At 34.9% G+C, this 14,846-nt stretch carries 14 protein-coding genes and 5 pseudogenes; 14 read left to right on the top strand and 5 right to left on the bottom strand.

The features are described 5' to 3' along the window. From BAQ49_RS10615 to BAQ49_RS33885, 6 genes and pseudogenes are all read left to right on the top strand, one after another. Positions 1-220: pseudogene (locus BAQ49_RS10615) on the top strand (IS4 family transposase); the annotation flags it as partial. Positions 221-513: 293 nt separating this feature from the next. Next, the gene (locus BAQ49_RS10620; protein ID WP_071745291.1) at positions 514-1,170 is read left to right on the top strand and encodes a PIG-L deacetylase family protein; all 657 of its coding nucleotides are present in this window, start codon (positions 514-516) and stop codon (positions 1,168-1,170) included. Next, complete coding sequence (locus BAQ49_RS10625) at positions 1,167-2,474, top strand: glycosyltransferase family 4 protein (RefSeq protein WP_071745292.1); 1,308 nt, start codon at positions 1,167-1,169, stop codon at positions 2,472-2,474. The genes BAQ49_RS10620 and BAQ49_RS10625 overlap by 4 nt, the downstream gene beginning before the upstream one ends. 11 nt (positions 2,475-2,485) lie before the next feature. After that, a complete protein-coding gene (locus tag BAQ49_RS10630) occupies positions 2,486-3,652 on the top strand; it encodes a carboxylate--amine ligase (RefSeq protein WP_071745293.1) in 1,167 nt (388 codons plus the stop codon). A 5-nt stretch (positions 3,653-3,657) separates the two neighbouring features. Further along, positions 3,658-4,725 carry a phosphotransferase gene (locus BAQ49_RS10635; protein WP_071745315.1) on the top strand — a complete coding sequence of 356 codons (1,068 nt, stop codon included), beginning with the start codon at positions 3,658-3,660 and terminating at the stop codon, positions 4,723-4,725. Between the two features lie 325 nt (positions 4,726-5,050). After that, on the top strand, positions 5,051-5,182 hold the full coding sequence (locus BAQ49_RS33885; protein WP_257208380.1) for a hypothetical protein: 132 nt from the start codon (positions 5,051-5,053) through the stop codon (positions 5,180-5,182). A 49-nt stretch (positions 5,183-5,231) separates the two neighbouring features. On the opposite strand, the pseudogene BAQ49_RS32190 reads toward BAQ49_RS33885, so the two are convergent. Both BAQ49_RS32190 and BAQ49_RS34255 read right to left on the bottom strand, forming a co-directional pair. Beyond that, positions 5,232-5,494, bottom strand: a pseudogene (locus tag BAQ49_RS32190) (tyrosine-type recombinase/integrase); the annotation flags it as partial. Continuing rightward, positions 5,495-6,046 carry an exosporium leader peptide-containing protein gene (locus BAQ49_RS34255; protein ID WP_116733446.1) on the bottom strand — a complete coding sequence of 184 codons (552 nt, stop codon included), beginning with the start codon at positions 6,044-6,046 and terminating at the stop codon, positions 5,495-5,497. 220 nt (positions 6,047-6,266) lie between these two features. Here BAQ49_RS34255 and BAQ49_RS32875 point away from each other — a divergent pair, with 220 nt between their 5' ends. Beyond that, positions 6,267-6,428 carry a hypothetical protein gene (locus BAQ49_RS32875; protein ID WP_165616037.1) on the top strand — a complete coding sequence of 54 codons (162 nt, stop codon included), beginning with the start codon at positions 6,267-6,269 and terminating at the stop codon, positions 6,426-6,428. A 35-nt stretch (positions 6,429-6,463) separates the two neighbouring features. Here the strand turns inward: BAQ49_RS32875 and BAQ49_RS10650 are convergent, their stop codons facing one another. Then, positions 6,464-7,306: an SDR family oxidoreductase gene (locus BAQ49_RS10650; RefSeq protein WP_098889543.1), complete on the bottom strand. Its 843-nt coding sequence runs from the start codon at positions 7,304-7,306 to the stop codon at positions 6,464-6,466. Positions 7,307-7,517: 211 nt separating this feature from the next. On the opposite strand from BAQ49_RS10650, the pseudogene BAQ49_RS10655 reads away from it, so the two are divergent. The 5 genes and pseudogenes from BAQ49_RS10655 to BAQ49_RS10680 all read left to right on the top strand — a co-directional run bounded on the left by BAQ49_RS10655 (position 7,518) and on the right by BAQ49_RS10680 (position 12,835). Beyond that, positions 7,518-8,024: pseudogene (locus BAQ49_RS10655) on the top strand (DUF3189 family protein). Between the two features lie 2,391 nt (positions 8,025-10,415). Next, entirely contained in the window at positions 10,416-10,886 is a 471-nt protein-coding gene (locus BAQ49_RS10665; RefSeq protein ID WP_071745295.1) for an ArpU family phage packaging/lysis transcriptional regulator, read from the top strand. After that, positions 10,883-11,425 carry a site-specific integrase gene (locus BAQ49_RS10670; RefSeq protein ID WP_071745296.1) on the top strand — a complete coding sequence of 181 codons (543 nt, stop codon included), beginning with the start codon at positions 10,883-10,885 and terminating at the stop codon, positions 11,423-11,425. The genes BAQ49_RS10665 and BAQ49_RS10670 overlap by 4 nt, the downstream gene beginning before the upstream one ends. A 237-nt stretch (positions 11,426-11,662) precedes the next feature. Next, positions 11,663-11,845 carry a hypothetical protein gene (locus tag BAQ49_RS10675; protein WP_244159089.1) on the top strand — a complete coding sequence of 61 codons (183 nt, stop codon included), beginning with the start codon at positions 11,663-11,665 and terminating at the stop codon, positions 11,843-11,845. Positions 11,846-12,208: 363 nt separating this feature from the next. After that, positions 12,209-12,835, top strand: coding sequence for a CmcI family methyltransferase (locus BAQ49_RS10680; protein ID WP_071745297.1), 627 nt, complete (start codon positions 12,209-12,211; stop codon positions 12,833-12,835). 457 nt (positions 12,836-13,292) lie between these two features. On the opposite strand, the gene BAQ49_RS10685 is transcribed toward BAQ49_RS10680, so the two are convergent. Beyond that, entirely contained in the window at positions 13,293-13,676 is a 384-nt protein-coding gene (locus BAQ49_RS10685; RefSeq protein ID WP_071745298.1) for a DUF4183 domain-containing protein, read from the bottom strand. 71 nt (positions 13,677-13,747) lie between these two features. Continuing rightward, positions 13,748-14,074 (bottom strand): DUF4183 domain-containing protein, encoded by a 327-nt coding sequence (locus BAQ49_RS10690; RefSeq protein ID WP_071745299.1) that lies wholly within the window; start codon positions 14,072-14,074, stop codon positions 13,748-13,750. Between the two features lie 392 nt (positions 14,075-14,466). Here BAQ49_RS10690 and BAQ49_RS10695 point away from each other — a divergent pair. Together BAQ49_RS10695 and BAQ49_RS34385 are read left to right on the top strand one after the other, a co-directional pair. Next, a pseudogene (locus BAQ49_RS10695) lies at positions 14,467-14,631 on the top strand (transposase domain-containing protein); the annotation flags it as partial. Between the two features lie 48 nt (positions 14,632-14,679). Further along, positions 14,680-14,830: pseudogene (locus tag BAQ49_RS34385) on the top strand (CsxC family protein); the annotation flags it as partial. Positions 14,831-14,846 lie beyond the last annotated feature (16 nt).

Genomic DNA, 14,846 nt, shown 5'->3' on the forward strand with positions numbered 1-14,846 from the left:
ACTGAGTGAATACAAAGCGATTTATATGATCAAAGATTACGTTCCTTTACTGTTTCAAGCGATAGCCGCTGGCACAGAAGAACTTTTAAAAATTCTGCATCGTCTTTATCTGCTGCTCAAAAAGAATGGTCGTAAATGTCATCGGTATAAGAAGATGACCGTCTTTGATATTCTAGGGATTGTGTATAAAACGACGGTGAAGCATAGACAAGCTGCCTAGCGAAAAAATCACGTTTTAATAGACTTATTTAGCATGCCTACTTTTCTATCAATTGCTAGTTTTAAAACAAGGATCGTTTCATATCTAGTAATTTACTCGGTTAGCTTGATGGGCATGGGTAGTACCCCTTATATCATAAAATTGTTGGGGGAGTAAAGAAGTTAGGGCGGAGATAGACTGGCAAGGGTATGAAAAAATGGCAAACAATGAAGCGGTATTTCCGCTAATGCCAGTTTCTTTTTGTAGCATCATTCATACATTAGGATTAGGTCGTATAGGGAGGGATAAGAGTTATGAGAGAGTGTGTTTTAGTTATTGGTGCTCACCCCGATGATGAGTTATTAGGATCTGGAGGGACTTTAAAAAGATTAGTGGAGAACGGCTATCGGGTTATTTCAATAATTATTGCTTCAGGAAGAAGGGAGGAAGCGGATCGGATACATCAACTAGGCAAGGATGCAAATAAAGAAATTGGTATTGAAGAAGTGATATTCCTCAATCATGCTAATTTAGAATTGGAATTAATTCCGTTGCATCAATTAACGAAAGAATTAGAACAATTAATACAGAAATATAAACCAAGTAAAATTTTCACCCACCATTATGGAGATGTCAACATTGATCATCTAATTACCTTTCAAGCGGTTTTGACTGCAACGCGACCTCTACCTAAACGAAATCCGATAGAATTAATTACATTTGAAACGGTTTCCTCTAGTGAGTGGAATGTCTATACAAATGATAAAGTTTTCAAACCTAATTATTTTGTTAATATTACAGATCAAATGGATTCAAAGATTGCGGCGCTCAAACATTATGATGTAGAAATGAGAGATTTTCCTCATCCTCGTTCGTATGAAGGCGTTCAGCATTTAGGAAGGGTTAGGGGCATGACGATTGGCGTACCATACGCTGAAGCGTTCGAAGTGATAAGGAGGATTTGGCAATGAGAAAGGAGAGTATGTTTCCGTATTCCTATTTAATCGAAGCGATGGATAAATATTTTGGAATGCCTTCACCTTCATCACCCAAACAGGAAAATGCAACGAGAGAACGATATGTAAATGCAAATCCAAAGGTGACTTCAAAGAAAAGAAGACTTTCTATATTAATTGCTACGTTTTGGGATTATCCTCATACGGGGGGGTTATCTAATTATATTACAGCACTTAGTGAAGGTTTAAAAAAATTGGGTCATAAAGTCGATATTATATCTCCTAATCAATTTCTTACGAGCGAAGTAAAAAACATGCGTAAAAAGGTTGTTCCAGAATTGAGAAATTTCTTTTATGCACGTTATGGAAGCTATAATACCACGATTTTGAGAAATTGCAGACATATGTATATCTACGAAATGATGCTGCTTAAAAATATCAAATTAAAAAAATATGATGTTTTTCATGTGCAAGATTTGTTTACAGCCAATATATTGGGAAGAATCAATCGACTTTATAAGAAACCTTTGCTATTTACACCCCATGGGATGTTTACTTTTAACCGGGTGAAATTTGGTATATTTGAAAAAGATTCACTAGAAGAAGCCTATTATAAAACATTAGAAAGTAAAGCTATTGAATTTGCCAATCATCTTATTATTCTCAGTGATTCATTTCGTCAACCGTTAATGCAACTGGGGGCAAAGCAAGAGGAAATGACAACTGTGCTTACGGGTATTGATTATCCTGAGAAGTATGATGTAAAAAATACATTGGCACAGAAAAAAATCGTTATTACATGTGTGGCGAGATTAGGACCAAGAAAAGGTCATAAAGTATTATTTGATGCACTTTCACAGATGGAAAGGAAATATACTGAAAACATTAAGGTGCTTATTGTCGGAGATGGCGAGATGAGAGATGCGTTAGAAAAGCAAGTTGCTTCTTTGAATCTTTCCATGGTGGAGTTTTTAGGGGAAAGAGATGATGTACCAAACATTTTAAGTAAAACCGATATTTTTGTACTTCCAACTCTAAATGATAGTCTGCCTATTGCTATTATTGAGGCCATGCATAGTGGAGCTTGTGTCATTTCGACAACATCGGGAGGAATACCTGAATTAGTGCATCACGAGAAGACAGGTATTCTAGTAGATGTAGGAGATGTAAATAAACTAAAACACGCATTAAAGTACGTTATTGAAAACCAGCAAGATCGGGAGCAGTTAGGTGAAAATGCAAGAAACTTCGCTAAAAAATATTTAACTAGAGAGACAATGATAGCTCATATCGAAAAAATCTACAAAGATATTAAGTGAGGAAGGATTCTATGTATCATGAACACAGTGCAGTTGTACTGGACTTAAGTGCCAATGGAGTTGGAATTATTAGAAGTTTAGCGAGAAAAGGAATTAAAGTTTATGCGTTTGATGTAGAGGGGCCTTATAAGATAGGGAGATCACGCCTTGCTTCATGCGGAGTATGTCCAAGTCCTTTATCGGAAGAAAAGGAATTATTAACTTTTTTAATCCACTTGGCTAAAGAATTAAAATTGAAACCAGTTTTGTATACAGGTGCGGATGATTATGTGGTATTTATTTCAAAATATCGAGCGGAGCTGTCTAACTACTATTTATTTTTGTTTCCTGAGCATTCATTAATTGAAACAATACTAGATAAACATAAAATGTATGAACTGGCTGTGAAGCATAATATTCCATGCCCGAAAACATATGTGATTGAACATAAAGGACAGTTAGAAGAAGCAATATTTAACCTCGGTTTTCCATGTATATTAAAGCCGACTTTGGGCCATAAGTTTCGAAAAAAAATAAATAAAAAGGCTATATTTATAAAAAATCCAGATCAACTAAGAAATGAGTATGAATTGTACCGACAGCATGGAAAGCTCATCGCTCAGGAAATCATTCCTGGAGACAATCAGCATTTTTATAAAGTGGCTACTTTTTATGACGATAATATGGAGCTATTAGCATTGTTTTCTTTGCAAAAGAACCATCAATTTCCAGCTGAATTTGGAACAGGAGCTCATATTGTTAGTAAACAGATTCCAGAACTAGTGGATGTATGTTTACCTCTTTTTAAAAAAATACAACTTAAAGGTATTGGCATGGCAGAGTTTAAAAAGGACCCGCGAGATGATGTTTATAAGTTTATTGAAATCAACCCCCGTTTTTGGTTAACCCATAGCTTAACAGAATCTGCAGGCATCGATTTTGTTTATATGTATTATTTATATTTAACCAAGCAAAACCCAGAGCCAAGACTTAAACAAAGAGATGGTATCAAATGGATTTATCTTGTGCGGTATTATTTAACGTTCCGTGACAAGAAAAAAAGAGCTGAAATGACATGGAAAGATTTTTATGAAGGCTTGCGAGGAAAAAAAGAGTTCGCTCTTTTTGCGTGGGACGATCCGATGCCATTTATTAGAAGCGCATGGTCTCATTTGAGGAATGCATGGAAACGAAAATGAAAGGAATGAAATCATTGTATGAAGCAAAAGAATTATCCTATTATTTAAAGAAGTTTAGAATCTCAGAAAAAATCTCTTATTCAATGGGTCAAAGGGTATCAATAGATTCTGCTAACATTGAATGTCTGAAATCAACAACAAGAACTAGTATCTACAAATTATTTCTTCGAAAAAAAATGAAAACCTATCCCATTATTTTAAAAGTATATAATTCAACAAGCTACAGAAATGAAGTAGAGATTCAAGTATATCAAAGAGCGTATCCGATATTGAAAGAATTTCTTCCTCAAATATATTATACTGAAAAAAAAGGAACTGAAACCTGGATATTCATGGAGTTTGTCCAGCAAGTACGCGGCCAGGTTACTTTCTCCCCAAAACATTTAGAACATATTATCCCCACTGTTGCCAAACTTCACGCACACACATTTGAAGACAATTTGAAAAAATATAAAAATATTTGGAATGAATGGCTCCCTATTTATGAATCAAGCAAAATGAGAAGTGGTCGATCTAAATACATTGGAAGAACGATTACTTTTCTTGATGATGCAGTGAAAGACGATAGGTTAAGGGAGGCCATTAAACCCTATCATAAATCGCTAATAAAATTGTGTCAGAAGGGACCGGATTTTTTTCCAGAACTATTTGAAAACGGTTCATCTATAACACATGGAGACCTTCATATGCAAAATATATGTAGTAATAATGTGACACTAGATGCTCCATGGAATATTCAGTTTATCGATTGGGAGTCTATTAAATACGGACCCGTCTGGTTTGATATGGTTGTTTTAGTCGAAATATTATTAGGATTTAGAAAAGATTGGCAGAGCAATGCAGAAGAGATTCGCACACATTGTGTGAATTTATATACAAAGCAAATGCAGAAGTATGGGATTGAATTTAAAACAGCTCCAATTGATCTTTATAAAATGGCGTATTTACAGAGAACATTAGAAAAGGGGCTGCATACTCAGTTACGAAGAATATTCAATAACCGTGCTGGTTGCGAATTATTAACATATCATCTTGAAAAAGTTTCAATTTGGGGAGAAGAATTAGGTTTATAGAGGATAAATCTCCCATGTACCATTAGAAGAGCTAGGATGTAATACTTCTGATTGCAATAAAGGAAGAGTGAAATAAATATATCAAATATAGAACTGCAATTTGGATTTGGCAGGAGGCACATCTATAGATTTGGAAAAAGATGTTTATAAAAGGACGAATTTGAAATGATAATGGGCTATAGAGCTCTAATCCCTTATAATAAATTAAAAAATTACCGTAGGGAATCTTTTCCGATGGTAATTTTTTTCGATGGCTCATATTGCAAAGGGAAATTTTTCAAGTGCTTTTAGTTTATTAATCGATACGTATCCGTAGATAAGAGAAATGATAGTAAATTTGTATTTTAATAGAAATAGTAAATATAAAGTGAATGATCCAATTATTACAGGAACAGTGATATTAGGATTTGAGACCGTACTAGGTAATAGTAGTGGTGTGAATAATGTTGCGAATTGAGGTGAAGTAGCATTGAAAGCAAAACCGAGGGCGGGTAGTGTACTAGGGGCTAGTGCTCCACAATTAAAATTACATTTTCAAAATTTTCTGCGGCTTGTTGCTGCATGTTTTGTGTGATATGGCTGTACTTGTCTAAAGTCATTTGGATAGAAGAATGACCTAATCGATCTTGAACGATTTTAGGATGCTCTCCAGCCTGAAGCATGAGTGTTGCATGTGTATGACTAAATCATGAACACGAATTCGAGGGACACCAGATTTGTTGTAGTGGTCCTTTAAAAAACGATGGGGAGCATCTATAGTAATTAAACTTTAAATGCTAATTACTGTAGCAGTTAAGTTTCTATCCATAATAGTGCTAGTTGATATATTAACTCCCGAGGCAGACATATTCAGACGGTATACATAAGTCCCAGGTGGAGGGATATCTACCCAGATTACTGAAACATTGTGGGTTAAATAGGCTTGAGTATTTGCCGGTTTCTGAATATTCGTTTGAGCTTCTACCTGAATCGCAATAATGGTGACATCTCTCACTAAATTAAGAACTGAAGATACACTAAATTCTGTAAGGCTAGGGTTAGAAACATAGTCAGATCTGAAAACCCCTTCTAACTTTACTATTTGATTAACTTCTACATTAATAGCCGGTAACGTGAGGGTAGTTGAGGCGGGTGCAGTAGTGCTAATTTGCCTAAATATAACTGAAATGATGCCAGTCGGCTTAGTTACTCCGGTTGAACCAGTCTGTCCTGTAGGTAGCGTAAATGATGGAATAGTAGGTAACTTGGGACCAATTAAAATTGGATCTAATGCGGCGCTCTGTAAAATTCCCGGTGAATTCAGTTCATCCTCCTTTGACATATGTTCACCTCCAAATAGTTCTAATCGTATTTAATAGATGCGCAATATAAATAAAATATGACCATATTTTTGTTTAGTAAGAAAGAAGATGGCTAAAAAAGCAGCTAGCAAAAGCTAACTGCTCGGTTTCAAGATGATAATCTAGATGCGAATACAGTATGGCCAAGATAAGCTGTAACTATTCAAGAAAGAAGATCGAACAGAGGGGGAACCGTATCGTATGAATCAGTTGTCATTTTTTGAAGACATCGATGAAAGGGAGATGCGAAGACTTGTGGTGAAGGAGCTGAAAAACTACAAAGCATTGTGCGTCCGGATGAAAGATCAAAAGGAGATGGAGCAACTGATGGAGATAAAAACTGAAGGAGAGAAAGCTCAATAAAATTTGAATTTTATAAGTAATTTTTTGTTAAATAGTTAACCGTTTATAATTTCCCCACCATTCACGTGCAGAATTTGTCCTGATATGTAAGATGCATCCTCGGATGCCAAGAATACATAAGCAGGTGCCACTTCAAACGGTTGACCGGCTCGCTTCATAGGAACATGGTCTCCAAATGTGGCAATCCATTCTGGAGGCAAGGAAGATGGAATTAATGGAGTCCAAATTGGTCCCGGGGCCACACCATTAACTCGGATCCCTTGCGGTGCCAGTGAAGATGACAGCGAACGTGTAAAGGAAACAATGGCTCCTTTAGATGCCGCGTAGTCAATTGCATCTTGATCTCCATGATAGGCACTAAGGGATGTTGTATTTATTATGGAGCTCCCTGAATTCATATATGGCAAAACAGCTTTCGTCAAAATAAACTGAGAAAAAACATTTGTGTGAAAGGTACTTGTTCGTTGGTTAGAGTCTACATCAAGTAGACTGTTCCTTATGTATAGTACACCGGCATTATTCACCAAAATGTCAATACGACCAAATTGGTGAATTGTCTGCATTACTGCTTGTTGGCAATGCTGCTCATACCCAATATCACCTGGAATGGTAATGCAACTACGGCCATACTTTTTAACATAGAACTCCGTTTCTTTTGCATCACTATGCTCATTTAGGTATGAGATTGCTATGTCTGCCCCCTCTTTCGCGAAGGCTACAGCGACAGCCCTCCCAATTCCACTATCCCCACCAGTTATAAGCGCTACCTTATTTATAAGTTTACCGGCTGGTTTGTAATTGGGGTTATCAAATATAGGTCTAGGTATCATTAATGATTCAATGCCAGGTTTACTTTGTTGTTGAGGCGGGAAACCCATCACATTCACCCCTTTTGGAATTTTCTTATAATAAATGAAATTCTGATATAAGTTATGATTATCATCAGGAAAATATATCCTTACCAAAGAATTAAATAGAGAAAGTGAAGGGGGATTTACTCCATCAAGGTGTAATATCATTCCTGGATTAGTAAATAATGAAATGGTGATACTAATAAATATTGAACGTAGATGACAAAGGAATGAGAATATTATTTTTATTTACACTGATTATGGCGGAACACATACAACCTCACTAGCTACAGCATATCATTTAAACAAACTATCAACTAATCGGAAATTAACGAGAGAAGAAATTTTAAATGTGGACTATTTCAATAAACTTAAAACTTCTGATATGGGGAAAATTATTTTTCATGACCGAGATGAGGGAGGTAATCCTGTTTATACTGAAGGGTGCGGGGCATCAAAAGTTGTGGTACCATCTATGAAAAATCTAGGTGAAATTCTTCAACATCAATATCAAAACAACGAAAAAATCATTTTTTCAAATACGTCACCAACTGTTCCACTTCCCATGACGTTTGGTGGTTTATTCTCTTGAAGATTACATATTGATTTTATCGGTGTTCCATTACTTGTATGGGGCGCAAAGATTTGTTGTGACAATATACAAAGACTGGTGGATTATACAAAAGAAGCTGGTAGACTGACAAACGATTATGTTGTTATATTAGATAATAAGACTTTCAAATGAAAAAAGCAGGATACATTGCTATCCTGCTTTTTTCTATATCATTTCAACTTTCTTTCGAATCACAATCTTATCAATTTTGTCTTCTAAGCAATTATCATAAAAGCGTTATTTTGTCGAAAAGTAATGCGGAGATAAATAAGACCGCTCCTTTTATCGGAACGGCCGTACAAATAACCTGTGCTGGAGGTCGCATCAAATGGCTTAAGATGTTTTCTCTAAGTAGTATGGACAACGATTTTTACGTTTATACGTAAACACAGCAGGTAATCGACTAGGTTACCTGCTGTGTTTTTAAACAATACGGAGGAGAGAGCCCCGATTTGAAAAGAGTGAAGCCGTGGGAAGTCGGCTTGTAGGTAGTATGTACGATATAAAAAAGATTATACGAAAAGGGGAATTGTATTTATGAATGTCCTAAATGCAAAGGGGAAGGACGAATTTAAGAAACATACAATGCATATCCACCAGATTTGCCAGATAGCGGTTGGGTTTATAAAGAAGGTATTAGATATCTAGATTGTGATTTATGTAATAACAAAGGTTATACGGAGCGTGAGTATAAAATGAAAACTAAAACTGAAATAATTGGTTACGAGTGATTTTAAACAAAAATGTCATTTTGTACAACAAGGTAGTCAGCGCAATTAACTAAGTGCTTGTTGAAAAAAAGAAGCCCCACAGAAAATGTTACAGGGCTTCATATGGTTGAGTTATGTCGTACTCACAAGGGATTTTAACATGAATTTTGTGGTAAATAAACTGGTAAATGTGTCTAAGTGGTTTAGAGCTATTATTTTAAACAAAAACGCTATTTGATAACTTAGTTATGTAGAAGAAAAATAGTGCACAAAGTTTTTTGTGCACCACTATATCAAAAACTATGTCTTGTCAGGTTAGTATATGTTCATTTTACACAATGGTGAACATATGGAAGTGGAACTTAAATTTAAAAAGAACACTTTAATAAGTGCTCTTAGGACCAAAACTCTTAATATAAAAGAATACGTGATATCGTATGTGGTTTCTTTAATAATGTGAGTCATTTGAATAAAGAGAAGTCGTACAGTAAAAAAAGAGCACTATACACCAGTGCCCTTCAATAAGGAGGTAACTCTCTGAGCTAAACATCTTTCGATATTAAGGTATGTTTAAGGGATAAGAAATAAAACCAAAAGTGTAGTGGAATAAAAAAGGACAAGAAGTTTCACCTGTTCATGAGCTAGGGAGTAGAATGCCTTTTTAGCTGGTATGTAAGCATTATATGCACTGGAAATCAGAACATACAAAAAAGAGCAGCTAGCAAAAGCTAACTGCTTAGCCCCATGGAAGAGAAAGGGACTCTTTATTAGGTCTAAGGCTGAAATAAGGGTTTTAGATGTTAAGACCTAAGACCTAAATATAGTATGGATTTCACTTCAGAAATTATGCATATAAATTACGTTCCTACAAAAATGGTTAAAAAACAAAGCAGCTAGCTCAATTAGCTAACTACTTGTTGTACAAAAGAAATTAGGCCCTACAAGTAATGATATGTAACTTGAAGTTACGGCTATAGTATAAACGTAATTGGAAATGTTATGCGGGAACGAAAGGAAACTTAATAAAAATTTCATTTTGTAGAAAAAAGTAAAAAGAGCACTATCAATTAGTGCCCTTTGTAAAAATAGCGTCAGTGGGCAGCTCACGTTACAAAGAAAGGTAGAATTTAATATACTCAAACCCTGCTTAAATAGTGAAAACAAAAGAGCAGCTAGCAAAAGCTAACCGCCCCATTGCAACTTGTTAACAAAAGAAAAAGGTTGCTATTCAGGAATTGAACAGCTTGTAGATATTATGTGGAAGTTTTGGAATTTTATTCAGATAAATTACAAAAGCAGCTAGCAAAAGCTAACTGCTCGCCTCCAAGGAAAGAGAGAAAGAGTTTGGGTTCTACAAATCGGTTATAGCTGTTTAACAGCCTATCTATAGAATGATCGGGATTTATAATTTTATTCAGACAAACAAAAAGAGCAGTGAGTTTTCACTAACTGCTCGACTCCAGGGGAATTGGAGACTGGTTTATCTACAGTATTGACGAAATATTGAATTTTATTCAAGGGAGGAAGAGGGAAATGAAACACTGCAGTAATTGTTTAGAAGAAACAGATTGGATCGATGAAGTATCAGAGATGTGTGATGCTTGCATCCACGAATACGAAGAGAATTCAACAAAATAATCGTTTGAATAGAAAAATAGATAAATTGTGTAAAAATGGTATAATAAAAATTAAATATTTAGTCCTACTGGAAGAACCAGCGGACATCAAACCATAAAGAGCAGCAACAATATTGCTCTGTGGTTTGGTGTCCGCTTTTTGTGTTTCATTAAAATAGACAAGAAGTGTTTTACATATGACACAATTAACTTTCTTACCTAAAATTGATCGTAAAGAAACGCAAGTTCGGTTAGAAGAGATTCTTGAAAATCTTCGTATTTATAGACAATTTGGGATGATTAGAAATGAGATGAAGGTCACAGCTTCTTGCGAGGTAAGATATCATGGCCCAACAAACATGGTAGGCAAGCCAGCTGAAGATGTTGCTCTAGTAAATGTTGCAATGAGTGAAAGAGAAGTGAAATTACAGCGTTTATCTTTTCAAATTGATAAGGCATTAAGTCGCTTTAGCAAGAATCAATGGGATATCATTGTAAAGCGATATTTAGAAGATGAAGATATCTTTGATTACATGGTTTATAACGAGATTGGCATGAGTGAACGTACATATAGACGCAATAAATCTAATGCTTTTTATAAACTAGCGTTTGCTTTTAGGTTAGAAGTATATGAGACAGAAGAGCATCATGGAGGCGATGGCCGATGAATTTTGTTCAGCCAATACGTGACCCAGAGCAAATACAACAGATTAAAGAATATCTGAGGGAAAACAATGAGCGTAATTATATTTTGTTTGTGATGGGAATTAATACAGGGTTGCGTATAAGTGACATCTTAAAGCTTAAAATAAGTGATTTAAAGGGCAACCATATTTCAATGAGAGAAAAGAAAACTGGTAAACAGAAACGTATTCAATTGACTCCAGCATTAAAAAGAGAACTACGTTGGTACGTTGAAGAAAGAGATGACAATGAGTATTTAATTAAGAGTCGTGAAGGTAAGAATAAACCGATTGGGCGCAGCATGGCATATAAGATACTTAGAGGTACGGCAGCAGAGTTTGGGTTAGATGAAATAGGAACTCATACATTACGTAAAACGTTTGGGTATCATATGTATATGCAGACAAAGAATATCGCCTTGCTAATGGAGATATTCAATCACTCATCTGAAAGAGTCACATTAAGATATATTGGAGTAAATCAAGATGCAATGGATAAAGCTATGACGCGATTTAAAATATAGCAACATCCTTTTTATTTTTTGATTTTTATAATTACCCATTTTTTATGTGTTGTGTAATTCGAAAAGAGAAGTTTTATAAAACCATAAATACCAAGGGATGTAGCGTAAGGGGCAGTTACACAAAATATAAGATAAGGGTAATTCAAATAATCCTTTTGTGAATGCAAGTTATATAATGAAGGAGAGGTGAAGTAGATGATGTGTGAAAAGCTGTTACAGGCATTGATTTAATTTCAAATGCAACAGAGAGGAAATTCTAACACATTAAGGTTAAACCCAGATTATTATAGAATGATACTAGAACAATTGGCATATCTAGAAGGGTTAATTCAAAGGAAAATTATGAATTTGGAACAAACATTTTTAGTGGTTTCAGTAGAGTTAACAAATGAAATTAAAACGTTTGAAATAAGAGAATAAAATAAGCGGTGTGACCGTTTTGCGGCAGGAAGTGTGCTGAGTGTTTTGGAGAAATCATATTATGCTTGTTCCGTGAGAAAAACAATCCTTTGTAGTTGTAATATGTAGATGAAAAGCATCTATCACTAGGGGCTTTTTTCGTGTGTGCAAATACAATTTATTCCGAGAATTGTCCGTGATATTTAAAAATCGCTATCCGTCATGTTAAGAAAATAATGTGCATACATTAATGTGTGCACATTATTTTGTTGTATTTTATATGAATATACGTAGGCATAAAATGGTAATGGTACATCCTTTTAATGTGTAATGGATAAAGATTACCATGTTATATTTTATTATCTATTAAGGAGTTGAACTCTTATAAATAATTATATTGATCAAACTCATATACATTATTATAATAGTCAGGTTTGGGGACATGGTAATACAAAGTGGTTAGGGTATCCCATACTAAAATATCCAGCTGATTTGTTTTTATATCAAGAAATTATTTTTGAAATACAACCGGATGTTATTATAGAATGCGGAACTTTTAATGGTGGAAGCTCACTTTTCTTATGCTCTATGCTAGATCTAATTGATAAAGGAACTGTTCTTTCTATTGATATTGACCCTAGGCCTAATCTACCTACTCATAAAAGGTTATCTTATTTAAAAGCATCGTCAACTTCAGAGATAGCATTACAAACTGTGAAGGATACGATTTCACCCAAGGATACGGTTTTGATTATCTTAGATTCAGATCATACAAAAAAACACGTCCTTCAAGAATTGGAACTTTATCATTCTTTTGTTACAAAGGGAAGTTATTTAATTGTTGAAGATACAAATATTAATGGACACCCAGTCCTGCCCGAATTTGGACCAGGACCTATGGAAGCTGTTGAGGAATTTCTAAAAAATAATAATGATTATATTATCGATGAAACTAAACATAAATTTTTAATATCGTTTAACCCTAAAGGATATTTAAAGAAAATAACGTAATTTTGTTCTGCTGTAGTTACATGTTGAAAGCACTCGTGAAAATGAGCTCAGAAAATTATTGAGGTAATTGATGAGGAATAGTGGCAGAGTCGTGACCGCTTTTTGGCAGTAAATATGCCGGTTGTTTTGGAAGTAACGTGTTATATTTGTATTGTGAGAAGTGGTAGAAAATAAACCTCACAATGTTGTTGCGGGATTTTCTAAATGGTCCGATTATATGGTAACACAAATTCGAAACCCGCTTTCGATGGTGCATGATTGAATATACCGGTTGAGAGAGGAGAGCATCTGTTTAAGATGGTCTCTTTTTTATGTATGGAGTATGATATGTTTTTTTTGACACCACTTCTAAGAATAAAACATACTGTATAGTAACAGTTGTAATTTGTTCACTCCTGTTTTAAAGGAAGAATAACTAAAGAATAAGAGGGCCCATACGGATGTGTTGGCCCTCTTGTTATGTTGCTACAGTCGTAGAAGATGTCGGTGCGAATTGTACAATTTCTAAAATGACTGGTGTGCCTGTTAAGATTGTCCCTGCTCCGGCCGGAACGGTAACAATTAATGATCCCACACCTGTCGCACCTGGTGTATATGCTGAAATACCTTCCATTTGTAATACGCCGTTTACATACACATTGAAATAACTATTATTTGCTGCCAAAGTAGGTAGGGTAGTGACAGCAGATCCGTCGTCTTGAAAGAAGCTTGCAGCGTCAATTGTTAAGCTATTTCCAGCAGTAGTTGGAGCTGTGGTGACATAAAAGAAACGGGAATCATCAGGATTAGTAGTTGTTGTCGTTGAGCCTGCGATAGCGATTTTCATCAGTTGTAATGCCATAAATTAACCTCCTGTTCTTGGAATAATTTGTCCACACCATAGTATATGCAGAAGGAGTAGCTGTGTTCATCTCAAAAAAGTTTGATGAATTGTAAGGTAATGGGGGTATGTGCAAGGGGAGGATTTTCTGACAATAAAGTTAATTTTCCACTTTCCACTTGATACGTATTTAATGGTTGAATGACTCCGTTAATAAATAAATTGAAATAAGATACTTCTACAGGAGAAAGGATAGAGGAGCTATTATATTCACTCAACCCATCAGAATTGGTATAAAAAAACTGATCTTTTTTGGCAATTGCATGATACATGATATTTTCGACGGATTTATGTGAGGGTAAAAGAATAGCGAGAGGCCGTTTTGGACTACAGTCAGGGTATCTGTTTTTATAATTCATAAGAAACTCCTTTCACTCCAGATAACATATTGTATGATAGGTTTTCAAAGACATGTATAGTATATTTATCTAAATGGATGATAATTTTCTAAAGTTGTATGATGTAGTGTCTGATAAGGAGATAGTCACTGAAGTACTTTATAAGAGGGAATTTGGGGCAGAGACGAAGATTGCAAAATCAGTAAAAGAGAAACATTAGTGTGTTAGGTAAAACAATTGATGTATTCCTGGAAAGTAAGGAGTGAGATAGATGCAATTCAGATAATTTCGGAGAGATAGATTTATACACCAGTGATGAACTGAAATTCCATTTGGGAAATTGTAGATATTTTCATAGGACGAGAGAGAAATATATTGTTAATTTAGCAAATGATAGACAAGACAACGTCCAAAAAGAAAACAATTTGAGTCCCTATCATTATCTTCGGTATTTGTTTGAGAAGCTCCCAAACATCGTTTTAAACCATAAAGAGGAAATTGATAAAGTCTTACCGTGGTCAATGAATTTACCATCTAGTAGCAAAATACCGAAAAAAAGTGAAGAAAACAAAAAGTAACTCTAAAATCAACCTTTATTATATATTTTGGAGTTACTTGACGTTTACGTATGTTATAATGAACAACCATATTGTGAATTAATTACAGCTAATTTCTATGAGATAGATTTTTGCCATGCCCTACCCTACACCTTTAAATGATTCGTATGATACACTTCGTGAAAAAATTGTGTTAGACCTTACTTTAAAAGTGTTATAAGTACAAGCATAAGAAA

The sequence above is a fragment of the Bacillus proteolyticus genome, assembly GCF_001884065.1.
Lineage (GTDB): Bacteria > Bacillota > Bacilli > Bacillales > Bacillaceae_G > Bacillus_A > Bacillus_A proteolyticus.